Source organism: Kocuria flava, from assembly GCF_001482365.1.
GTDB lineage: Bacteria > Actinomycetota > Actinomycetes > Actinomycetales > Micrococcaceae > Kocuria > Kocuria flava.
This window is the reverse complement of the sequence record NZ_CP013254.1, coordinates 1,902,721-1,923,006: the sequence shown is the minus strand read 5'-3', so window position 1 is coordinate 1,923,006 and position 20,286 is coordinate 1,902,721. Positions and strand designations below refer to the sequence as shown.

Below are 20,286 nucleotides of genomic sequence, written 5' to 3'. Positions count from 1 at the left end.
GGGGGAAGCGGGGTGCGGGGCCCGCCCGGGGGCCACAGTACCGAAGTCCGCTCCGGCCCCCGCCGGGTGTGCCCCCGTGTTACCCGCCCCGGGGCCGGGAGCACGGGCGGCCCGTCCCCGGTCCGGGGACGGGCCGCCCGTGCGTGCCTCGGTGCTCAGCCGCGCAGCACCGCGCCGTGGCGCTCGGCGGCGACGGCCACGGCCGCCTCGCGGGCCGCGGAGGCCTCCTCGGCGGTGAGGGTGCGGTCCGGGGCGCGGAAGCGCAGCGCGAAGGCCACGGACTTCTTGCCGTCCTCGATGCCGGGGCCCCGGTAGACGTCGAAGACGCGCACGTCCTCGAGCAGCTCCCCGGCGCCCTCGACGAGCGCCTCGTGCAGGTCCCCCGCGGGGACGGCGGCGTCGACGACGAGGGCGACGTCCTGCGTGGCGGCCGGGTAGCCGGAGATCGGCCGGGCCTGCCGGACCCCCCCGCGCGCGGCGAGCAGCGTGGTGAGGTTCAGCTCCATGGCCACGGTCCGCTCCGGCAGGTCCTGGGCCGCGACCAGCTTCGGGTGCAGCTCCCCGGCGTAGCCGGCGGGGGTGCCGTCCGCGGTGGCCAGCACCGCGGTGCGGCCGGGGTGGAAGGCCTGGTGGGTGCCCTGCCGCACCGTCAGCTCCACGCCCAGGACCTCGGCGGCCAGCCGGGCGGCGTCCAGGGCGTCCTGCCAGTCGAGCGCCCGCGGCGCCGTCCACGGGCCCTCGGCCGCGTCCCGGCCGGCGAGCACCGCCGCGAGGTGGCGCGGCTGGGCGGGCAGTCCCGCCTCGAGCTGCGCGAGGACCTCCTCGGCGGGCCGCGCGCCCAGGGGCGGGATCTCCGCCGAGCCCACCTGCTCGCCCGGGCGGAAGACCCGGCCCAGCTCGTACAGGGCGAGGTCGCGGAAACCGCGGGAGGTGTTGCGCCGCAGCACGTCCAGCAGCCCCGGCAGCAGGGACACGCGCAGCACGCCCTGGGCCTCGCTGATGGGGTTGGCCAGCTTCACCGAGGGCACGGGCACCCCGGCGCGCGGGGCGCCCCAGAGCTCGTTGTCGGCCTGCGCCACGAACGGGTAGGCGAGCACCTCGACCAGCCCGGCGGCCGCGAGCGCGTCCGCGACCTGCTTGCGGGCCCGCTGCTCGTCCGTCAGCCCGCCGCCGGGCGGGGCCACGGGCAGCCGCGACGGGATGTTGTCGTAGCCGTCCAGCCGGGCGATCTCCTCGACGAGGTCCTCGGGGGCGGTGAGGTCGGGTCGCCAGGTCGGCGGGACGACGCTCCACCCGTCCTCGACGGCGCTCACGGAGGCGCCGAGCTCGGTGAGCAGGCCCGCGACCGTCTCGGCCGGGTAGTCCACGCCCACGCGGCGGGCGGGGTACGCGCGCGGCAGCTCGACCGCCCGCGGGGCGACCGTGCGGTCGAGGTCGGTGGCCTCCTCGACGGCGGTGCCGCCGGCGAGCTCCACGAGCAGCTCGACGGCGCGCTGGGCGGCGACCGGGGCGATCTGCGGGTCGACGCCGCGCTCGAAGCGCTTGGAGGCCTCCGAGGGCAGCCGGTGCCGGCGGGTGGTGCGGGCGATCGAGACCTCGTCGAAGCGGGCCGCCTCCACGAGCACGTCCACGGTGGTCCCGGAGACCTCGGTGGTGGCCCCGCCCATGACCCCGGCCAGGCCGATCGGCCCGGAGCCGTCGGTGATGAGCAGGTCCTCGGGGTCCAGGGTGCGCCGCCGGCCGTCGAGGGTCGTCAGCTCCTCCCCCGCCCGGGCCCGGCGGACGGTGATCCCGCCGGTGAGGCGCGCGAGGTCGTAGAAGTGCAGGGGCTGGCCCAGCTCGAGCATCACGTAGTTGGAGATGTCCACCGGCAGGGAGATCGAGCGGATCCCGGCCAGGCGCAGCCGCGCCGCCAGCCACGGGGGCGTGGGGGCGGTGGGGTCGATGCCGGTGACCGTGCGGGCCGTGAAGCGGGTGCACCCGGGGTTGCCGTGGATCGGGGCGTCGTCGTCGACCGCCACGGGGAAGCCCCCGGCGGTGGGGGCGGGCACGCGCTCGCCGATGGCGAGGGCCGGGTCGGCGAAGGGGGTGCGCACGGCGTGACAGTACTCCCGGGCCACGCCGCGGACCGAGAACGCGTAGCCGCGGTCCGGGGTGACGTTGATCTCGGCGGCCTCGTCGTGGAGCCCGAGCAGCTCCAGGGCGTCGGTGCCGAGCTCCGGGTCCAGGCCGAGGGTGGAGAGCACCAGGATGCCGTCGTGGTCCTCGCCGATGCCGAGCTCGCGCACGGAGGCGATCATCCCGGCCGAGGTGTGGCCGTAGGTCTTGCGGGCGGAGATCCGGAAGTTCCCGGGCAGCACGGCGCCGGGCAGGGTCACCACGACCTTGTCGCCGACCTCGAAGTTGTGGGCCCCGCAGATCACGCCCTGCACCCCGGAGGGGTCGATGCCCTTGCCGGTGAGGGTCTGCTCCTGCCCCTCGGGGACCACGCGGACGGTGCACCAGTTGACGGTCTTGCCGTTGGAGTGGGTCTCCGGCTCCTTCGTGAGCACCTGGCCCACGACGACGGGGCCGCTGATCCCGTCGGCGGGACGGTGGACGGCCTCCTCCTCGAAGCCGACCCGGATCAGGGTGGCCAGGACGTCCTCGGCGGTGGCCCCCTCGGGGACGGGTGCGTGCTCGCGCAGCCATGACACAGGTACTCGCATGCTCAGATCTCCATCCCGAAGTGCTCGCTGAAGCGGATGTCGCCCTCGACCATGTCGTGCATGTCCGGGACGTTGTTGCGGAACATCAGGGTGCGCTCGATGCCCATGCCGAACGCGAAGCCCGAGTAGACCTCCGGGTCGACCCCGGCGGCGCGCAGCACGTTGGGGTGGACCATGCCGCACCCGCCCCACTCGATCCAGCGCGGCCCGCCCTTGGCGTTGGGGTGCCACACGTCCATCTCGGCGGAGGGCTCGGTGAACGGGAAGTAGTTGGGGCGCAGCCGGATGCGGGCCTCGGGGCCGAACATCTGCCGGGCGAAGTGCTCGAGGGTGCCCTTGAGGTCGGCCATCGACAGCCCCTTGTCCACGGCCAGGCCCTCGACCTGGTGGAAGACGGGGGTGTGGGTCGCGTCCAGCTCGTCGGTGCGGTACACGCGCCCGGGGACGACGACGTAGACCGGCACGCCGCGCTCCAGCAGCGTGCGCATCTGCACCGGGGAGGTGTGGGTGCGCAGCACGAGGTGCGCCTCGGGCGGGTCGACGAAGAACGTGTCCTGCAGCTCGCGGGCCGGGTGGTCCGGCTTGAAGTTCAGGGCGTCGAAGTTGTACCACTCGGACTCGACCTCGGGGCCGTCGGCGACCTCCCAGCCCATGGCCGTGAAGGTCTCGCCCACGTGCTCCATGAGCGTCGACAGCGGGTGGCGCCCGCCCAGGCGGCGCCGGCGGCCGGCGGCGGTGACGTCCACGGCCTCCTCCACGAGGATGCGGGCGTCGCGCTCCTCCTCCAGGACGGTGGTGCGGGCGGCTACCGCCTGGTTGACGCGGCCGCGGGCCTGGCCGACGAGCTTGCCCGCGGCGGCCTTCTGCGTCTTGTCCAGGGTGCCGATCCGCCGGTTGGCCAGCGCCAGCGGGGAGCGCTCCCCGGCGTGGGCGAGGCGGACCTCCTTGAGCTGCTCGAGGTCCTGGGCGGTCTCCACGGCGGTGAGGGCAGCGTCCACGGCGGCCGCGACGGCGGCCTCGTCGGTCGGGTCGAGCGCGCCGTCGGGGGCGGTTTCGGGTGTCGGTTCAGGCATCGGCTGGCGTCTTCTTCGGCTCGGGGACGGTGGCGTCCGGGCGCGCCGGCGCACGGGCGGGTGCGGCGCGGGGCGCGGGGAGCCCGGGCGGGGCCACGGGCGCGGTCCAGTCTAGTGACTCGCCGTGCGGGAGACGAAGCAGGACCGGGACCGTAGCCTGGGGGCATGCACCCGGTCCCCGGCCGCCCGGCCCGCCTGCGCGCGGGGTGGAACGCGCTCAACCTCTCCACGCCCCTGGGCCTGGCCGTCGCCGCGGCCACGCGCACCCGCCTCGTGCGCGGGCCCGAGGGGCTGCTGCTGGGCTTCGGCTACCGCGGCCGGCTGCCGCGCGCGGCGGCCTTCACGGTCGGCAACGTGGTGCTCTTCCGGGCCGGGCCGGCCGAGGTCGCGGCCCGGCCGCGGCTGCTCGCCCACGAGGCGCGCCACGCGAGCCAGTGGGCCGCGTGCCTGGGGCTGCCGTTCCTGCCGCTCTACGGCGCGGCCGCGGCGTGGTCGCTGCTGCGCACCGGCCACCCGGCGCTGCGCAACGTCTTCGAGGTCCGGGCGGGGCTGGCCGACGGCGGCTACCGGGTGCCCGGCGGCGTCCCGGACGGCGGCGCCCCCGCCGACCCCGAGTGACCACGGAACCGTCCGGTGACCCCGCGACCGCGGGGTCACCGGACGGTTCCGTGGTCACTCGCGTACCAGAAGGGGGCGGCCGCGGTGCGGACGTGCGCGCGGGTCAGCCGGCGAGCCGGGCCAGCAGCGCGCGCACGACCGGCAGGTCCGCCGGGATCCACGGCAGGGCGAGCACGGCGTCCGCGTCGTCCAGGGGCAGCCAGCGCACGGCGAGGTGGTCCGCGCCGGCGACCGGGGCGCCCGCGGCGGCCACGGCGGTCCAGACCCGCATCGCGGCGGTGCCGGTCAGCGGCCAGCCCTGGGGGTGCGGGCCGGCCAGCTCCTCGAGCAGCTCGACGGCGGTGCCGAGCTCCTCGGCGCACTCGCGCACGAGCGCCTGCTCGGGGCCCTCCCCCGGCTCCTGCTTGCCGCCGGGGAACTCCCACAGCCCGCGCAGGGCCTCGGGGTAGGCCCGCTGGGCGGCCAGCAGCGCGGTGGGCGCCGCGGCGTCGTCGAGCAGGGCGGCGCCGACGACCTGGGTGCGGAACCTCGTGGGCGGGGCGCTCACCGGCCCGCTCCCGACGCCGGGGCGCGGCGCTGGGCGCGGGCCGAGGCGTAGAGGCACACGGTCGCGGCGGTGCCGACGTTGAGCGACTCGGCCCGCCCGTGCACGGGCACCGCCACGCGGTGGTCGGCCAGCGCCTTCTCCGGCGCGGACAGGCCCTGGGCCTCGTTGCCGAACAGCCACACCGTGGGGCGGGCCAGGTCGTAGCCCGCGGCGGGCAGGCCGGCGGCGCGGGCGGCGGAGGCGTCCTGGAGCCGGTCGAGGTCGGCGTCCCCGCGGCCGTCGGCGGCCAGGACCCCGCACCCGGCGGCGCGCGCCCCGTCGATCAGGCCGGGCAGGTCGGCGCCCTGCACCACGGGCAGGTGGAAGAGGGAGCCGGCGGTGGAGCGCACGGCCTTGGGGTTGTAGACGTCCACGCTGCCGGCGGTGAGCACCACGGCGTCCGCGCCGGCGGCGTCGGCGGCGCGCAGCACGGTCCCGGCGTTGCCGGGGTCCTGCACCCGGACCAGCACCGCGAGCAGCCGCGGCCGGGTCGCGAGGACCTGCTCGGCGGGGACGTCGAGCAGGCGGCAGACCACGACGACGCCCTGCGGGGTGACGGCGTCGCTCATCGCGGCGAGCACCTCGCGGGAGACCAGGCGGACGAACACGGAGCGGTCGGCCAGCACCTGCTCGAGCAGCACGGCGACGTCGGGATGGCGGGCGAGGGCCTCGGCGGTGACGTAGACGGCGTCCACGCACGGGGCCTCGAGGTGGCGGGCGAGGGCCTCGCGGGCGTTCTGGGGTCCCTCGGCGAGGAACAGACCGCGCCGGGAGCGCGCGGAGCGCCCGGCCAGGCCGGCGACGTCCTTCACCCGATCCGCTCGGGGGTTGGTCATCGGCCGGCCGGCCAGGCGCTCCGTGAGGTCCACGCTGCTGGGGACGGTGCTCAGGCGGCGGCTTCGCGCGGCGCGGAGGTGTCCTCGGGCAGGGCCTTCTTGGCGACCTCGACCAGGGCGGCGAACGCGGCCTGGTCGTTGACGGCAAGCTCGGCCAGCATGCGGCGGTCGACCTCCACCTCGGCGGCCTTCAGGCCCTGGATGAAGCGGTTGTAGGTCAAGCCGTTGGCGCGGGCCGCGGCGTTGATGCGCTGGATCCACAGCCGGCGGAAGTCGCCCTTGCGCTTGCGGCGGTCGTTGTAGCTGTAGACGAACGAGTGGGTGACCTGCTCCTTGGCCTTGCGGTACAGGCGCGAGCGCTGGCCGCGGTAGCCCGAGGCCTGCTCCAGGATCTCCCGGCGCTTCTTGTGGGCGTTGACCGCCCGCTTCACACGTGCCACGTGCGTACTCCTTCACTTGGGTCCCGGCCGCGGGGCCGGGAAGTCTGGTGGTGCGGGGCGGGGAGGGGCCTCCCCGGAAGAGGGTGCGGGCCTTACTTGCCCAGCATCTTCTTGATGACCTTGGCCTCGCCCGGGGTCACGATCTGGTCGGAGGCCAGACGGCGGGTGAGGCGGGAGGACTTGTGCTCCAGGTAGTGGCGGCGGTTGGCCTGCTGGCGCTTGACCTTGCCGGTGCCGGTGAGCTTGAAGCGCTTCTTCGCCCCGCTGTGGGTCTTCATCTTCGGCATGTGAGCCGCTCTCCTTGTGAGTCGTCCGGCGGGTTCCCGCCGGAGGGCACGACGACGTCCGTCGCACCTCAACGGTGCCCCCGGGCACGGCCGTGCGGCCGCCCGCCCGGGGGCGCTGTCAGATCTTGCGGGCCGGCTCAGGCCCCCGGGCGCGGGCCCGGCGTCGGACGGCCGGGCTTGGGCGCCGGTGCCGGAGCCTTGGCCGCGGCCGGCTGCTCGACCGGGGCCGGCTGCTCGGGCTCCGGGGCCGCCGCGGGGGCGGCCTGGGCCGGCTGCTCCGCCTGCTGCCGCAGCTCCGCCGGGAACGCGTCCCCGATCGACTGGGTGACGGGCTCGGCGGAGGAGGTGTCGAGCTTCTCCTTGGCCTTGCGGTCGTTCTCGGCGCGGGCCTCGTCGCGCTGCTTCTGGCGGCGCGCCTCGGCCTTGGCCTCGGCCTTGTTCTTGAGCGGGCCCACGACCATCACCATGTTGCGCCCGTCCACCCGGGGGCTGGACTCGACGGAGCCGAGGTCGGCGACGTCGTTGGCGAAGCGCTCGAGCAGGCGCACGCCCATCTCGGGGCGCTGCTGCTCGCGGCCGCGGAACTGGATCATGGCCTTGACCTTGTCCCCGGCGGAGAGGAACCGCCGGGCGTGACCGACCTTGGTCTCGTAGTCGTGCGTGTCGATCTTCAGGCGGAACCGGACCTCCTTGAGGACCGTGTTCGTCTGATTCTTGCGCGACTCGCGGGCCTTGACCGCGGCCTCGTACTTGTACTTGCCGAAGTCCATGAGCTTGGCCACCGGCGGCTTGGCGTTGGGGGCCACCTCGACCAGATCGAGATCCGATTCGCGGGCCAGCCTGAGCGCGTCCTCGACGCGGACGATGCCGACCTGCTCGCCAGCGGGTCCGACGAGCCGGACCTCGGGGACGCGGATTCTGTCATTGATGCGTGGATCGCTGATGCCGTGCTCCTGATGTGTCGCGTGATCGCCCGGAGGGCTCCGGGGACCTCATGGTTCGGTGTGGTCCGCAACGACGAAAGCCCCCGCTGCGGTCGGCAGGCGGAGGCTTCTTCGGACCGAAACTCCCCGAGGGGAACGCTTTTCGGCTCGCGGGACACCGGACACGGATGCGCACCGGCGGAAATGTCGCGCCCGCCGGGGCCTCGTGCGGACGATGTCGTCGCGGACCCGGCGGCCGAGGCCGGCGCGGGTGGGAGAAGTCTCCACTTGCACACTGCCGGACAGTCTAGCGCACCCGGGGGCGGATCGGAAAGCGCGGGCGCGCCGCCGCGTCAGTCCTCGTCGCTGCGGCGCAGCCCCCGCCGGGCCGAGAGCAGTTCCAGCTCGGGGCGGGCGGCCACGAAGCGCTCGAGCTCGTCGAGGACCTCCACGACCCGGGCGCGCTCCCCCGCGACGAGGCCGGCCCCCACGAGGGCCCGCCGGTGCAGGTCCGCGTGCCCGGCCTCGGCCGCGCTGACCGGGAACCGGCGGCGCAGCTCGGCCACGAGGGGGGCGCACCACCGAGCGCTTGGCCTTGAGGGAGTGCACGTCCCCCAGCAGCAGGTCGAACTCGATCCAGCCGATCCACACGCGCAGCTCCTCCCGTCCCGGCCGGGCCCGGCCGCTGCCTGCAGGATAGGCCGCTCCCGGCCCGGGCGGCGGGGCGCGGTGTGGCAGAGTGGGACCATGACTTCCGAGAACACCTTCCGCTTCGACGACGGCGCCGGCGACGGCGCCGAGCAGCCCGCCGCGCAGGCGGTCCCCGAGGACACGGTGCGGGCGGTCGACGAGCAGATGCGCGACATCGCGGAGGTCCCGGCCATCGAGGTCATCACCACCGCCGCCGTGCACCTGATGAGCGCGGCCGCCGTGAAGTGCGGGCTGGCCGCGGGCGAGGACGCCCAGGAGCTCAAGGACCTCGACGAGGCCCGCAAGCTGATCACCGCGCTCGCCGGCTTCGTCACCGCCGCGGCCCCGGAGATCGGCTCGCAGCACGCCGCGCCGCTGCGCGACGGCCTGCGCACCCTGCAGCTGGCCTTCCGCGAGGCCTCGGCCTATCCGGACAAGCCGGGCCAGGGCCCAGGCGAGAAGTTCACCGGCCCCGTCAGCTGAGCCGGCCCGCGGCGCGGGCCCCGCGCCCCGACCGGTCCGGGACCGCGCTCAGGCCCGCTCGGCGGCCGTGAGGCGCACCTGCAGCGAGTCGACGTCCTCGGCGAGGGCGCGCTCCGTGCTGAGCCGGGCCTGGAGGCGGGCCACGACGTCCTCGAGCGCCGCCCGGTCCAGCCCGGCGCGCAGGGCGAGGACGACGGCGAGCTCCGGGCCCGTGCCGCCGCCGGGCACCGCGGCGCCGTCGGCCGCGCGGGCCGCCACGCCGTCCCCGGGGGCGGTGCTCGCCGAGACCACGCCGGGCAGGCCCGCGGCCGCCCGCTGCACCGCCTGCGCCACCTCGGCGCTGCGGTAGGAGGGGACCCACTCCCGGCCCTGGGCGAGCGCCCACAGCGCCGGGCGGCGGACCACGAACGGGGCGGCCGAGCCGGGGTCCAGGACCAGCAGCTGGGTGCCGTCCTTGACGGCGGCCACCGCCGCCCGGCGGGCGTCGGTGGCGACCGGGCGGGCCCCGGCGTGCCACGCCGTGAGGGCCTCCGTCGAGGTGAAGGCGGGGAGCACCTGCCGGCCGTCGGCGGCGCGCAGGGTCACGAGGGCCATGTCCGCCTCCTTGTCCGCCACGAGCCCGTCCTCGGTGCGGGTCGAGGACGAGACCTCGGCGACGACCGGGACGAACAGGCGCGCGCCGGCCAGGGCGGCCACGACCGCGGACTCGTCGCCCTCCCCCGCCCGCAGCGCGGCCAGCGCCGCGAGCACGCCCGGGGCGGCGGCGCCGTCGTCGTCGGGGAACCGGTGGGTGTGGCTGGTGCCCTGCCCCAGGTTGCGTCCCGCCCAGGCCTGCCCGGCGGTGTCCGCGGTGCCGCCGGCCCCGCGCAGCTGGGCGGCGATGTGCTCCGGCAGCGGCCGCTGCGTCACCGCGCCCCCGGGCGGCCGGCGGTGTCGAGGGCCTGCTCGAGGGTGAAGCGGCCCGCGTAGAGGGCCTTGCCCACGATGGCCCCCTCGACCCCGGAGGGGACCAGGGTGCGCAGGGCCGCGAGGTCGTCGAGGGAGGAGATCCCGCCGGAGGCCACGACCGGCTTGTCGGTGCGGGTGGCGACCTGCTCGAGCAGCCCGAGGTTGGGGCCGCGCAGGGTGCCGTCCTTCGTGACGTCGGTGACAACGTAGCGGGCGCAGCCGTCGGCCTCGAGGCGGTCGAGGATCTCCCAGAGGTCCCCGCCCTCCTCGGTCCAGCCGCGGGCGGCCAGGGTGGTGCCGCGCACGTCGAGGCCCACGGCGATGACCTCGCCGTGCTCGGCGATCACCTTCGAGGTCCACTCCGGGTTCTCCAGGGCCGCGGTGCCCAGGTTGATCCGGGCGGGCCCGAGGGACAGGGCGCGCTCGAGCGAGGCGTCGTCGCGGATGCCCCCGGACAGCTCGACCTTCAGGTCGAGCTCGGCGGCCACGCGGCGCAGGACCCCGGCGTTGTCGCCGCGGCCGAAGGCGGCATCGAGGTCGACGAGGTGGATCCACTCGGCCCCGGCCTCCTGCCAGGCGAGGGCGGCCTCGAGCGGGTCGCCGTAGCCGGTCTCGGAGCCGGCCTCGCCCTGGACGAGGCGGACGGCCTGGCCGCCGGCGACGTCGACGGCGGGCAGCAGCTGCAGGCGGGGGGTCTCGCTCAGGGGCATGGGGTCCTTCTTCTCGGTCGGTGGTCGGTCCCCGCCCGGGCGGGCGGGGCGTGCAGCGCGGGCCGGGCGGCCCGGGGTGCCCGGCGGGACCGGGCGGGGCGGTGGGGTGCGGGTCAGCGGCCCTGCAGCCAGGCGAACCAGCCGTAGCCGATCAGCCCGGCGGCCACGAGGGCGAGCAGGACCACGGTCCAGGCCGGCTTCTTCTGCTGGTGGAAGGAGATGGCCCCGCCGGCGACGAACGCGCCGAGGGCCATGACGACGACGGCGGCGCTCACGCCGGGGCCTGCCCCGGGCGGTCGGCGGGGCCGGGCCGGTCCGCGGGCTCGTCGGCGGCGGCCAGCGGGTCGGCGGCCACGAGGTCGTCGAGCCGGCCGGTGCGCGGCAGCGTGGCCAGCCAGTTGCGCAGCAGCCGGATCCCGGCGGTGGAGGACTTCTCCGGGTGGAACTGGGTCGCGCACAGGGCGCCGTTCTCCACGGCGGCCACGAACCGGCCGCCGTGGTCCGACCAGGTCACCTGCGGGGGGCGCATCCGCTCGATCGACTGGGGGAAGTCCCAGTGCTGCACCCCGTAGGAGTGGACGAAGTAGAACCGCTCGTCCTCGATGCCCTCGAACAGCACGCTGCCCTCGGGCGGCTCCACCGTGTTCCACCCCATGTGCGGGACGACCTCGGCGCGCAGCCGCTCGACGGTGCCGGGCCACTCGCCCAGGCCCTCGCTGTGCTGCCCGTGCTCCACGCCGGCGTCGAAGAGCACCTGCAGCCCGACGCAGATGCCCAGGACCGGGCGCCCGCCGGCGAGGCGGCGGCCGATCAGCCGGGGGGCGTCCACGGCGCGCAGCCCGTCCATGACGGCGGCGAAGGCGCCGACGCCGGGGACCACGAGGCCGTCGGCGTCGAGCACGGCGCGCGGGTCGGCGCTGAGCACCACGTCGGCGCCGGCCTCCTCGAGGGCGCGCACGGCGGAGCGGACGTTGCCGGCCCCGTAGTCGAGGACGGTCACGGTGGGGCGGGCCCGGTCCCGGGCGCCGGGGGTCGGCTCGCTCACAGCGCTCCCTTCGTGGACGGCACGCCCTGCACGCGCGGGTCGGGCTCGACGGCCTGGCGCAGCGCGCGGGCCAGGGCCTTGAACTGGGCCTCCGCGATGTGGTGGGGGTCCCGTCCGGAGAGCAGGGTGATGTGCAGGCAGATCCCGGCGTGGTGGGCGAGGGACTCGAAGACGTGCTGGACCATCGACCCGGTGAAGTGCCCGCCGATCAGGTGGTACTGCTGCCCCTCGGGCTCGCCGGTGTGCACCGCGTAGGGCCGCCCGGAGATGTCGACCACGGCGTGGGCCAGGGCCTCGTCCAGGGGCACGGTGGCCTCCCCGAAGCGGCGGATGCCGGCCTTGTCCCCGAGGGCCCGGCGCAGGGCCTCGCCCAGGACGATCGCGGTGTCCTCCACGGTGTGGTGGACGTCGATGTGGGTGTCGCCCTCGGCCCGGATGCGCATGTCGATCAGGGAGTGCTTGGACAGCGCCGTGAGCATGTGGTCGTAGAACGGCACCGAGGTCTCGATGTCGTTGCTGCCGGTGCCGTCCAGGTCGATCTCGACGGTCACCGAGGACTCGCTCGTGCGCCGTTCGACGACGGCGCGGCGGGGCGCGGCGGGCTGGGTGCTCATCCGGTGGAACTCCTCGCGGGCGCGGGCGCGGCCCTCCGGCGGGAGGGCCGGACCGCTGGGGTGGTCGGGGCGGGCCCGCCGCCGGGCGGGCGGCGGGGTCCCCGGGGGTCTGCTCCCATGCTATCGGGCGCGGGCGGGCGCCCGGTCCCGGGGCGTCAGGCGTGCGACGGGGTGCCGGCGCCCTCGGCGACGACCCCGGCCAGGGCCTCCAGGAAGGCGGTGGTCTCGGCCTCGGTGCCCGCGGTCACGCGCAGGTGCCCGGGGATCCCGACGTCGCGCACGAGCACGCCGCGCGCGAGCAGGGCCTCCCACACGGTGCGAGAGTCGGCCATGCCCCCGAAGAAGACGAAGTTGGAGTCGGAGACGGCCGGGCGCAGCCCGAGCTCCTGCAGACCGGCGACGATCCGGTCGCGCTGGGCCTTGATGTCCTCGACGTTGGCCAGCAGGGACGCGGAGTGGCGCAGCGCCGCGAGGGCCGTGGCCTGGGTGACGGCCGAGAGGTGGTAGGGCAAGCGCACCAGGCGCACGGCGTCGGCGACCTCGGGGGCGGCCGCGAAGTAGCCCAGCCGGGCCCCCGCCAGCGCGAAGGCCTTGCTCATGGTGCGGGAGACGACCAGGCGCGGGCGGCCCTCGAGCAGGCTCAGCGCCGAGGCCGTGCCGGCATGGGCGAATTCGGCGTAGGCCTCGTCCACCACGACCAGCGCGCGGTGGTCCTCGGTGGCCTCGTAGACGGCGCGGACCACGTCGAGCCCCAGGGCGGTGCCGGTGGGGTTGTTCGGGGAGCACAGGAACACGACGTCGGGCCGGTGCCGGCGGACCTGCTCGGCCGCGGACGCGGCGTCGAGCCCGAAGTCGGCGGTGCGCTCCCCCGCGACGAACTCCGTGTCCGTGCCGGCGGCCAGCAGCGGGTACATCGAGTAGGTGGGCACGAACGTCAGCAGGCGCCGGCCCGGACCGCCGAAGGCCTGCAGCAGCTGCTGGAGGATCTCGTTGGAGCCGTTGGCCGCCCACAGGTGCTCGGCGCGCAGACCGTGGCCGAGATAGCGGGCGAGCTCCTCGCGCAGGGCGTTGAACTCGCGGTCCGGGTAGCGGTTGAGCGTCCGGGCGGCCTCCGTGACCTCCGCGACGATCGCGGCGTGCACGTCCTCCGGCACCGGGTGGGTGTTCTCGTTGGTGTTGAGGGCGACGGCGACGTCCAGCTGCGGGGCGCCGTACGGGGTGCGGCCGCGCAGGCTGTCGCGGAGCGGGAGGGCGGAGAGGCGGTCCAGGTTCTGCGTCACCCGGACAGCTTAGTCCCCGGCCCCGTGCGACCCGAACCCGGTCCGGCTCAGGCGGCGGGGACCACGAGCTCCTGGCCGGCGACGAGGGCGGAGCTGCGCAGGTCGTTGAGCTCGACGATCTCGTCCATGACGTCGCGCGGGTCCCGCTGGGGGTCGGCGGCCACGGCGAGGTCCCACAGGCTCTCGCCGGGGTGGACGACGGCGCGCTCGGTCCCGGCGCCGACGTGCGGGTCGCTGCCCGCGGACGCGGTGGAGGGCACGAGGAAGATCACGGCGAGCACGACGAGCGCGGCCGCTCCCGTGAGCAGGGGCAGCCCCACGAGCACGAACCGGCCGCGGCGGGTGAGGGTCAGCCGGGCGGCGTGCTCCCCGGTGCGGATGCTGGCACTGGCACTCATGGCATGAACTCCTTGACGGGCCCGCGGCGACGGGCGATCCTCGAACGGCTCTGCGATCGGCGGATTCGTACGAACTCCATTCGATCGAACACATCTTCGAACACCGACGGACCATGTCTAGCACGTGCCTGCGAACGGTGTCGACACTTGCTCGTACATGTGTTTGAAGACACCGGCGGACTCGCCTAGGCTGGGGGCAGGTCCGGGAACGGTCCGGCCCGGCGCGCACCAGGTGCGGCGGCCGACCGGACACCCAGAGAACCACCCGGGTCCGACATCGGAGTACGGCACGGGCCCGCCGGCGCCGACCGGACGGGAAAGGACGACGCGCAATGCCCCAGCTGCCCACCCCCGAGGAGCCCCGGGACCGCCCGGCGCGCACCCGGCGCTCCCGCGGCCTGAGCCCGCGCCAGCGCACGATCCTGGAGACGATCCAGCGCTCGATCGCCGAGCGCGGCTACCCGCCGTCGATGCGCGAGATCGGCGACCTCGTGGGCCTGGCGTCCCTGTCGAGCGTCACCCACCAGCTCTCCCAGCTCGAGAAGCTCGGCTACCTCCGCCGGGACCCCAAGCGGCCGCGGGCCATGGAGGTGCTCACCCCCCTGCAGCTGCGCGGCACGGCGGAGCCCGCCGGCGGCGAGCCGGCCGGGGCGCGCACGGGCGCGGACGCCGTCGCCGAGCTGTCGACCTCCGCCGACGTCACGATGGTCCCGCTGGTCGGCCACATCGCCGCGGGCGGGCCGATCACCGCCGAGCAGGCGGTCGAGGACGTGCTCGCCCTGCCGCGCCAGCTCGTGGGCCACGGCGAGCTGTTCATGCTGCGCGTGAAGGGCGACTCGATGGTCGACGCCGCGATCTGCGACGGCGACTGGGTCGTGGTCCGCCGCCAGAGCTCGGCCGACAACGGCGACATCGTCGCGGCGCTGCTCGACGAGGAGGCCACCGTCAAGACCTTCCGCCAGCGCGACGGCCACACGTGGCTGCTGCCGCAGAACACCCGCTACGAGCCGATCCTGGGCGACCACGCCACGGTGATGGGCAAGGTCGTCTCGGTGCTGCGCAGCCTCTGAGGGCCGCCCACCGCTGCGCGCACGGCGCCCGGATCCGCAGGGGTCCGGGCGCCGTCGTCGTCCCCGGCCGCACGAGCGGTCCGGGGGCCGAACGGTCCGGGGGCCGGGTGGCCCGGGGGCTCAGCCCGCCGGCAGGCGCGCCAGGGCCCCGAGGACCACCGAGCGGTCCGTGGTGGTCCACAGCGGGGGCAGCGAGGCGCGCAGGAACCCGCCGTAGCGGGCGGTGGCGATCCGCGAGTCCAGGACGGCGACGACGCCGCGGTCCCCGCCGGCCCGGATGAGCCGGCCGGCGCCCTGGGCCAGCCGCACGGCCGCGTGCGTGGCGGAGACCGACATGAACCCGTTGCCGCCGGCGCGCTCGGCGGCCCGGCTGCGGGCCGTGGCCAGCGGGTCGTCGGGGCGCGGGAACGGGATCCGGTCGATCATCACGAGCCGGCACGAGCTGCCGGGCACGTCCACGCCCTGCCACAGGCTCAGCGTGCCGAACAGGCTCGCCGCGGGGTCCTCGGCGAACTCCTGCACGAGCCCGGCCAGGGAGGCGTCGCCCTGGCACAGGATCGGCAGATCGGTGCGCTCCCGCAGCGCCTCGGCGGCCTCCTCGGCCGCGCGGCGGGAGGAGAACAGGCCCAGGGCCCCGCCGCGGGAGGCCTCCAGCAGGGCGAGCATCTCGTCGAGCTGCGCCTCGGTGAGCCGGCGCCCGGGCTTCTCCAGGTGCCGGGCCAGGTAGAGGATGCCCTGCCGGGGGTAGTCGAAGGGGCTGCCGACGTCGATGCCCTCCCAGCGGGGGGCGCCCTCGCCGCGCAGGCCCAGCGCCCCGGCCGCGGCGTCGAAGGAGGAGCCCACGGACAGGGTCGCGGAGGTCAGCACGACCGTGCGGCCGTCGAACAGGCCCTCGCGCAGCGTGCCGGCCACCGACAGGGGGGCCACGTGCAGGGTCGCGGGGTCGGTGTCCTCCGCGGGCACCCACCCGCGGCCCGGCTCCCAGCCGCCCTGGCGGGAGAGCCACAGCACCTCGCGGGAACCCTCGGCGGCGAGCACCCGCTCGGCGAGCTCCAGGACGTCGCTGACGCGGGAGCGGGCCATCTGCCGCCCGGCGTCGGCGTCCTTCTCCGCGCCCTGCCCGGACTTCGACTCGGTCAGCGCGGTGCGCGCGGCGTCGCGGACCTGGGCCACGGCGGCGGCCTGGGCGTCGGTGAGCCCCCGGTGCAGCAGCTCGGCCGGGGCGCCCAGCAGGGCCGCCTCGAGGGCGGCCGCCCCGGCGGTGAGCGCGTCGGGGCTCGCGGAGGTGTGCTTGCGCAGGGAGCTCGCGGCGGCGCGGACCATGGCCGCGGACAGCTGCCCGGTCACGGCCCCGGTGACCCGGTCCTGCAGCTCGTGGGCCTCGTCGATGACCACGACGTCGTGCTCGGGCAGCACCGTGACGCCCTCGAAGGCGTTGATCGCCAGCAGCGCGTGGTTGGTGATGACCAGGTCGGCCTCGCCGGCGCGCTGCTTGGCCAGCTCGGCGAAGCACTCCTCCACGAGCGGGCAGCCGCGGCCCAGGCACTCCTTGGCCGTGACCGAGACCTGCCGCCAGGCCTTGTCCGTGACCCCGGGCACGACCTCGTCCCGGTCGCCGGTCTCCGTGGACCGGGCCCACTCGCGCAGCCGCTGCACCTCCTGGCCGAGCCGGCCCGCGGCGGGCCCGGCCTCCGCCGGTCCGGGGTGCGGTGCGGCGTCGGGCAGGGCGAACAGGGCTCCGGGCTCGTCCTCGGAGGGGTAGCCGCCCTCGAGCTTGTGCAGGCACGCGTAGTTGCTGCGCCCCTTGAGCAGGGCGACGTCGAGCTCGCGCTCGAGGCGGCCCTCGAGGGAGCTCAGCAGCCGCGGCACGTCCCGGCCCACGATCTGGGCCTGCAGCGCGAGGGTCGCGGTGGCCACGACCACGGGCTTGTCCGCCCGCTGCGCGTGGGCCAGCAGCGGGGCGAGGTAGGCCAGGGACTTGCCCGTGCCGGTGCCGGCCTGCACGAGCAGGTGGCGGCCGCGGTCCAGGGACTCGGCGACCTTGGCCGCCATCAGCCGCTGGCCCTCCCGGACCTGCCCGCCCATGGCGTCCACCGCGGCGTCGAGCAGGTCCAGGGCGTCCTTCGCGCCCGGCAGCGTCTCCGGGCGCGCCGCGGCCGTGCCCGGTGCGGTGCCCGCGGTCGTCGCGGCCACCGGGTCAGGCGCTCTCGGCGCCGAAGGCCGGCGCGTGCTCCGGGACGAACTCCGCGAGCTCGGCCGCGAGCTCGTCGCGGACCTTCACGAGCAGGTGCGTGCCCTCGGCCAGGTGCTCGGTGCGCAGGATCTCCGCGTCCCACTCGTGCAGCCGGCTCACGACGTCGCCCCGCCGGTAGGGCACGACGAGGTCCAGGACCGTCTGCGGGCGCGGGATGGACTCGCTGATCCGCTGCCGCAGCCGGTCGATGCCCTCCCCCGTGCGGGCGGAGACCACGACGACGCTGCGCTCGCGCTGCCGGATCCGCTCGACGACGAACGGGTCGGCGGCGTCGACCTTGTTGAGCACGATGATCTCGGGGATGTTCTGGGCGTCGATGTCGGTGAAGACCTGGCGCACCGCCCGGATCTGCCCCTCGGGGTCGGGGTGGGAGGCGTCGACGACGTGCAGGATCAGGTCGGCGTCGGCGACCTCCTCCAGGGTCGAGCGGAACGCCTCGACGAGCTGCGTGGGCAGCGAGCGCACGAAGCCGACGGTGTCCGAGAGGGTGTAGCCGATGCCGTCCGGGGTCTGCGCCCGGCGCACGGTGGGGTCCAGGGTCGCGAACAGGGCGTTCTCCACGAGCACGCCGGCGTCGGTGAGCCGGTTCAGCAGCGAGGACTTCCCGGCATTGGTGTACCCGGCGATCGCCACGGAGGGCACCGCGTTGCGGCGGCGGTTGAGCCGCTTGGTCTCGCGGGCCGGCTTCATGGCGGCGATCTCCCGCCGCAGCTTGGCCATCCGGGCGCGGATCCGGCGCCGGTCCAGCTCGATCTTGGTCTCGCCGGGGCCGCGGGAGCCGATGCCCTCGCCGGCCGCGGCGCGGCCGCCGGCCTGGCGGGAGAGCGACTCGCCCCACCCGCGCAGGCGCGGGAGCATGTACTCCAGCTGCGCGAGCTCGACCTGGGCCTTGCCCTCCTTGGACTTCGCGTGCTGGGCGAAGATGTCGAGGATCAGGCCGGTGCGGTCGATGACCTTGACCTTCACGACGTCCTCGAGGCCGCGGCGCTGCGAGGGGGCGAGCTCGGAGTCGACGATCACGGTGTCGGCGCCGGTGGCGGCGACGATGTCGCGCAGCTCCCGGGCCTTGCCGGAGCCGAGGTAGGTCGCCGGGTCGGGCTTGAGCCGCCGCTGGACGATGCCGTCGAGGACCTCGGAGCCGGCGGTCTCGGCGAGCGCGGCGAGCTCCCGCAGGGAGTTCTCCGCCTCCTCGAGCGTGCCCTCGGTCCACAGGCCGGCGAGCACCACGCGCTCCAGGCGCAGCTGGCGGTACTCGAGCTCGGTGACGTCCTCGAGCTCGGTGGACAGCCCGGCGACGCGGCGCAGCGCGCGCCGCTCCTCGAGGTCCTGCTGCTCGCCGTCGTGCTCGCCGTGCCCGGTGCCGGGCTCGGCGAGCTCGCGGGCGCGGCCGGTGAGCACACCGGTCCCGTCGGTCTCGTCCTCGGTGGTGGGCTCCGCGGCGGCGCCGCGGGCACGGGCGCGGGCAAGGACGCGCTCGACGACGTCCTCGAGCTCCTGCCGGCTGAGCCCCTCGGGGGCGTGCTCCGCGCCGGCGGAGCGGTCGGCAGGGGTGGGGTGGGACTGGGTCATGGTTCCTTTCGGAGGGCTCTGCTGGTGGAAGGGAGTCTAGTCCCCGCCCCGGACACCGGGGCGGGGCGGCGGGGAGGTCGGTAGCATGGGGTGCCATGGCCTCCCCCGACGACCGCCCCGCCCCGGCGCCCGAGCACTACTTCTCGGCGGACCCCTCGACGCCGGAGGCGCGGCGGACGGTGACGGTCCGCCTGCGCGGGCGCGAGGTGGCGCTGCAGACCTCCAGCGGGGTCTTCAGCCCGCGAGGCCTCGACAGGGGAACGTCCGTGCTGCTCGAGAATGTTCCCGACCCAGCCGGCCGGGAGCTGCTGGACCTCGGCTGCGGGTGGGGTCCGGTGGCCCTCGCGATGGCCGCCGCGGCCCCCGGGGCGCGGGTGACGGCCGTGGACGTCAACGAGCGCTCCCTCGCCCTCACCCGGGACAACGCCGCGGCCCTGGGGCTGGGCACGGTCGAGGCGCTGCGCCCCGAGGACGTGGACCCGCAGCGGCGCTTCGGCACGATCTGGTCGAACCCCCCGATCCGGATCGGCAAGGACGCGCTGCACGAGCTGCTGCTGCTGTGGCTGCCGCGGCTGGCCCCGGGCGGGACGGCGTGGCTCGTGGTGCAGAAGAACCTCGGGGCCGACTCGCTGCAGAAGTGGCTGTCCGGGGCCCTGGGCGACGGCTTCGCCGTCGCGCGCGCCACCACGGACAAGGGCTTCCGCGTGCTGCGCGTCGAGCGCCTCCCCTGAGCCGCCCCCGTCCTGCCGGGCCCGGGGCGGCCACCCCGCCCCGGAAGGGCCCGGGGGCTCAGGCGAACGTGCCGCGGGCCACGAGCTCGGCGGGACCGGCCAGCACGACGTGCTCGGCCCCGTCCGGGGCGGGCACGAACGTCACGGAGACCGTGCCGCCGGGGACCTCCACGAGCCACTGGTCCGGGGCCCCGGCCCCTCCCCAGAAGCGGGTCGCCGCGGCCGCGGCGCAGGCGCCCGTGCCGCAGGACTGGGTCTCCCCGACCCCGCGCTCGTGCACCCGCATCCGCACGCGGCCCACGCCGTCGTCGTCGCCGTCGCCGGGGACGACGAACTCCACGTTCGTCCCGTCCCCGGGCTCGGGGCGCACCACGGGCGCCGTGGTCAGCTCCAGCTGGTCGAGCTTCTCCCCCTCGGCGAGCGCGACGACGGTGTGGGGGTTGCCCATCCCGATCGACAGCGCCGGGCGCGGGACCTGCAGGCCGCCGGCGCTGACCACGGCGTCGGAGCCGCGGGAGCGGGCGGCCTCGCCGTCGAGGAACGTCCACGGGCCCATGTCCACGGCCCAGCCGGAGCGGGTGCGGCCCACGGTGCGCACGCCCGCCCGGGTGCCGATGCGCAGCACCTCGCCCTCGGGGACCGTCACGAGGCCCTCCTCGACGAGGTGCTGGACGAACACGCGCACCCCGTTGCCGCACATCTCGGCGACCGAGCCGTCGTTGTTGCGGTAGTCCATGAACCACTCGGCGTCCGGGGCGGCGCCGAGCAGCTCCCGGCCCTCCGGCAGGGCCTCGGAGCGCACGGCGCGGATCAGGCCGTCGCCGCCGAGGCCCCGGTGGCGGTCGCAGACCCGGGCCACGAGCCCGGGGTCCAGCTCGAGCTCGGCGCGCGGGTCGGTGACCAGCACGAAGTCGTTGCCGGTGCCGTGGCCCTTGGTGAACGCCCGGCCCGCCAGCTCGCCGCAGCGGGCGTCGGCGGGGGCGGGGGCGGTCGGGGCGGGGGTCGTCCGTGGCGTGGTCACCG

21 protein-coding genes and 1 pseudogene are annotated in these 20,286 nt (G+C 76.0%); 4 read left to right on the top strand and 18 right to left on the bottom strand.

Going from position 1 to position 20,286, the window contains the following annotated elements; genetic code table 11:
- Nucleotides 1-155: 155 nt before the first annotated feature.
- Complete coding sequence (pheT, locus tag AS188_RS08590) at nucleotides 156-2,708, bottom strand: phenylalanine--tRNA ligase subunit beta (RefSeq protein WP_058858505.1); 2,553 nt, start codon at nucleotides 2,706-2,708, stop codon at nucleotides 156-158.
- A gap of 2 nt (nucleotides 2,709-2,710) precedes the next feature.
- Entirely contained in the window at nucleotides 2,711-3,781 is a 1,071-nt protein-coding gene (gene pheS / locus AS188_RS08585) for a phenylalanine--tRNA ligase subunit alpha (RefSeq protein ID WP_058858504.1), read from the bottom strand.
- A 165-nt stretch (nucleotides 3,782-3,946) separates the two neighbouring features.
- Here pheS and AS188_RS08580 point away from each other — a divergent pair, with 165 nt between their 5' ends.
- The gene (locus tag AS188_RS08580) at nucleotides 3,947-4,399 is read left to right on the top strand and encodes an eCIS core domain-containing protein (RefSeq protein WP_058858503.1); all 453 of its coding nucleotides are present in this window, start codon (nucleotides 3,947-3,949) and stop codon (nucleotides 4,397-4,399) included.
- A 103-nt stretch (nucleotides 4,400-4,502) separates the two neighbouring features.
- Here the strand turns inward: AS188_RS08580 and AS188_RS08575 are convergent, their stop codons facing one another.
- From AS188_RS08575 to AS188_RS08550, 6 genes and pseudogenes are all read right to left on the bottom strand, one after another.
- The gene (locus AS188_RS08575) at nucleotides 4,503-4,946 is read right to left on the bottom strand and encodes an NUDIX domain-containing protein (RefSeq protein ID WP_058858502.1); all 444 of its coding nucleotides are present in this window, start codon (nucleotides 4,944-4,946) and stop codon (nucleotides 4,503-4,505) included.
- Nucleotides 4,943-5,854 carry a TrmH family RNA methyltransferase gene (locus tag AS188_RS08570; RefSeq protein ID WP_058858501.1) on the bottom strand — a complete coding sequence of 304 codons (912 nt, stop codon included), beginning with the start codon at nucleotides 5,852-5,854 and terminating at the stop codon, nucleotides 4,943-4,945. The genes AS188_RS08575 and AS188_RS08570 overlap by 4 nt, the downstream gene beginning before the upstream one ends.
- A 17-nt stretch (nucleotides 5,855-5,871) precedes the next feature.
- Nucleotides 5,872-6,261: a 50S ribosomal protein L20 gene (rplT, locus tag AS188_RS08565; RefSeq protein WP_058858500.1), complete on the bottom strand. Its 390-nt coding sequence runs from the start codon at nucleotides 6,259-6,261 to the stop codon at nucleotides 5,872-5,874.
- Between the two features lie 92 nt (nucleotides 6,262-6,353).
- Nucleotides 6,354-6,548, bottom strand: coding sequence for a 50S ribosomal protein L35 (rpmI, locus tag AS188_RS08560; protein WP_047803998.1), 195 nt, complete (start codon nucleotides 6,546-6,548; stop codon nucleotides 6,354-6,356).
- Nucleotides 6,549-6,685: 137 nt separating this feature from the next.
- Nucleotides 6,686-7,465 (bottom strand): translation initiation factor IF-3, encoded by a 780-nt coding sequence (infC, locus tag AS188_RS08555; RefSeq protein WP_236945107.1) that lies wholly within the window; start codon nucleotides 7,463-7,465, stop codon nucleotides 6,686-6,688.
- Between the two features lie 359 nt (nucleotides 7,466-7,824).
- Nucleotides 7,825-8,122 (bottom strand): annotated as a pseudogene (locus AS188_RS08550) (DUF503 domain-containing protein).
- A 96-nt stretch (nucleotides 8,123-8,218) separates the two neighbouring features.
- On the opposite strand from AS188_RS08550, the gene AS188_RS08545 reads away from it, so the two are divergent.
- Nucleotides 8,219-8,644, top strand: a complete 426-nt coding sequence (locus AS188_RS08545; RefSeq protein ID WP_058858498.1) for a DUF1844 domain-containing protein — start codon at nucleotides 8,219-8,221, stop codon at nucleotides 8,642-8,644.
- Nucleotides 8,645-8,692: 48 nt separating this feature from the next.
- Here the strand turns inward: AS188_RS08545 and AS188_RS08540 are convergent, their stop codons facing one another.
- The 7 genes from AS188_RS08540 to AS188_RS08515 all read right to left on the bottom strand — a co-directional run bounded on the left by AS188_RS08540 (nucleotide 8,693) and on the right by AS188_RS08515 (nucleotide 13,639).
- Nucleotides 8,693-9,553: an SseB family protein gene (locus AS188_RS08540; RefSeq protein WP_058858497.1), complete on the bottom strand. Its 861-nt coding sequence runs from the start codon at nucleotides 9,551-9,553 to the stop codon at nucleotides 8,693-8,695.
- On the bottom strand, nucleotides 9,550-10,302 hold the full coding sequence (gene priA / locus AS188_RS08535; protein ID WP_058858496.1) for a bifunctional 1-(5-phosphoribosyl)-5-((5-phosphoribosylamino)methylideneamino)imidazole-4-carboxamide isomerase/phosphoribosylanthranilate isomerase PriA: 753 nt from the start codon (nucleotides 10,300-10,302) through the stop codon (nucleotides 9,550-9,552). The genes AS188_RS08540 and priA overlap by 4 nt, the downstream gene beginning before the upstream one ends.
- A gap of 113 nt (nucleotides 10,303-10,415) precedes the next feature.
- Complete coding sequence (locus AS188_RS17120) at nucleotides 10,416-10,577, bottom strand: hypothetical protein (protein WP_169797995.1); 162 nt, start codon at nucleotides 10,575-10,577, stop codon at nucleotides 10,416-10,418.
- Nucleotides 10,574-11,347, bottom strand: a complete 774-nt coding sequence (hisH, locus tag AS188_RS08530) for an imidazole glycerol phosphate synthase subunit HisH (protein WP_058858495.1) — start codon at nucleotides 11,345-11,347, stop codon at nucleotides 10,574-10,576. Before hisH ends, AS188_RS17120 begins: the two co-directional genes overlap by 4 nt.
- On the bottom strand, nucleotides 11,344-11,961 hold the full coding sequence (gene hisB, locus AS188_RS08525; RefSeq protein WP_058858494.1) for an imidazoleglycerol-phosphate dehydratase HisB: 618 nt from the start codon (nucleotides 11,959-11,961) through the stop codon (nucleotides 11,344-11,346). The genes hisH and hisB overlap by 4 nt, the downstream gene beginning before the upstream one ends.
- A gap of 155 nt (nucleotides 11,962-12,116) precedes the next feature.
- Nucleotides 12,117-13,241 carry a histidinol-phosphate transaminase gene (locus AS188_RS08520; RefSeq protein WP_058858493.1) on the bottom strand — a complete coding sequence of 375 codons (1,125 nt, stop codon included), beginning with the start codon at nucleotides 13,239-13,241 and terminating at the stop codon, nucleotides 12,117-12,119.
- Between the two features lie 47 nt (nucleotides 13,242-13,288).
- Entirely contained in the window at nucleotides 13,289-13,639 is a 351-nt protein-coding gene (locus tag AS188_RS08515; protein WP_058858492.1) for a LysM peptidoglycan-binding domain-containing protein, read from the bottom strand.
- Between the two features lie 332 nt (nucleotides 13,640-13,971).
- On the opposite strand from AS188_RS08515, the gene lexA reads away from it, so the two are divergent.
- Nucleotides 13,972-14,709, top strand: a complete 738-nt coding sequence (gene lexA, locus AS188_RS08510) for a transcriptional repressor LexA (protein ID WP_058858491.1) — start codon at nucleotides 13,972-13,974, stop codon at nucleotides 14,707-14,709.
- Nucleotides 14,710-14,829: 120 nt separating this feature from the next.
- Here the strand turns inward: lexA and AS188_RS08505 are convergent, their stop codons facing one another.
- Both AS188_RS08505 and hflX read right to left on the bottom strand, forming a co-directional pair.
- A complete protein-coding gene (locus AS188_RS08505) occupies nucleotides 14,830-16,902 on the bottom strand; it encodes an ATP-dependent DNA helicase (protein WP_373865631.1) in 2,073 nt (690 codons plus the stop codon).
- A gap of 4 nt (nucleotides 16,903-16,906) precedes the next feature.
- On the bottom strand, nucleotides 16,907-18,532 hold the full coding sequence (hflX, locus tag AS188_RS08500) for a GTPase HflX (protein WP_058858490.1): 1,626 nt from the start codon (nucleotides 18,530-18,532) through the stop codon (nucleotides 16,907-16,909).
- Between the two features lie 95 nt (nucleotides 18,533-18,627).
- Here hflX and AS188_RS08495 point away from each other — a divergent pair, with 95 nt between their 5' ends.
- On the top strand, nucleotides 18,628-19,263 hold the full coding sequence (locus AS188_RS08495; protein ID WP_058858489.1) for a class I SAM-dependent methyltransferase: 636 nt from the start codon (nucleotides 18,628-18,630) through the stop codon (nucleotides 19,261-19,263).
- A 58-nt stretch (nucleotides 19,264-19,321) separates the two neighbouring features.
- Here AS188_RS08495 and dapF read toward each other — a convergent pair whose 3' ends face one another.
- Nucleotides 19,322-20,284, bottom strand: a complete 963-nt coding sequence (gene dapF, locus AS188_RS08490) for a diaminopimelate epimerase (RefSeq protein WP_058858488.1) — start codon at nucleotides 20,282-20,284, stop codon at nucleotides 19,322-19,324.
- Nucleotides 20,285-20,286: the final 2 nt, after the last annotated feature.

Bases quoted from the DNA above. Each gene is read 5' to 3' on its own strand.
- priA (WP_058858496.1), bottom strand. From the start codon at position 10,302: ATGCCCCTGAGCGAGACCCCCCGCCTGCAGCTGCTGCCCGCCGTCGAC.
- hflX (WP_058858490.1), bottom strand. From the start codon at position 18,532: ATGACCCAGTCCCACCCCACCCCTGCCGACCGCTCCGCCGGCGCGGAG.
- AS188_RS08515 (WP_058858492.1), bottom strand. From the start codon at position 13,639: ATGAGTGCCAGTGCCAGCATCCGCACCGGGGAGCACGCCGCCCGGCTG.
- AS188_RS08545 (WP_058858498.1), top strand. From the start codon at position 8,219: ATGACTTCCGAGAACACCTTCCGCTTCGACGACGGCGCCGGCGACGGC.
- pheT (WP_058858505.1), bottom strand. From the start codon at position 2,708: ATGCGAGTACCTGTGTCATGGCTGCGCGAGCACGCACCCGTCCCCGAG.
- AS188_RS08580 (WP_058858503.1), top strand. From the start codon at position 3,947: ATGCACCCGGTCCCCGGCCGCCCGGCCCGCCTGCGCGCGGGGTGGAAC.
- lexA (WP_058858491.1), top strand. From the start codon at position 13,972: ATGCCCCAGCTGCCCACCCCCGAGGAGCCCCGGGACCGCCCGGCGCGC.
- pheS (WP_058858504.1), bottom strand. From the start codon at position 3,781: ATGCCTGAACCGACACCCGAAACCGCCCCCGACGGCGCGCTCGACCCG.
- hisB (WP_058858494.1), bottom strand. From the start codon at position 11,961: ATGAGCACCCAGCCCGCCGCGCCCCGCCGCGCCGTCGTCGAACGGCGC.
- AS188_RS08495 (WP_058858489.1), top strand. From the start codon at position 18,628: ATGGCCTCCCCCGACGACCGCCCCGCCCCGGCGCCCGAGCACTACTTC.
- rpmI (WP_047803998.1), bottom strand. From the start codon at position 6,548: ATGCCGAAGATGAAGACCCACAGCGGGGCGAAGAAGCGCTTCAAGCTC.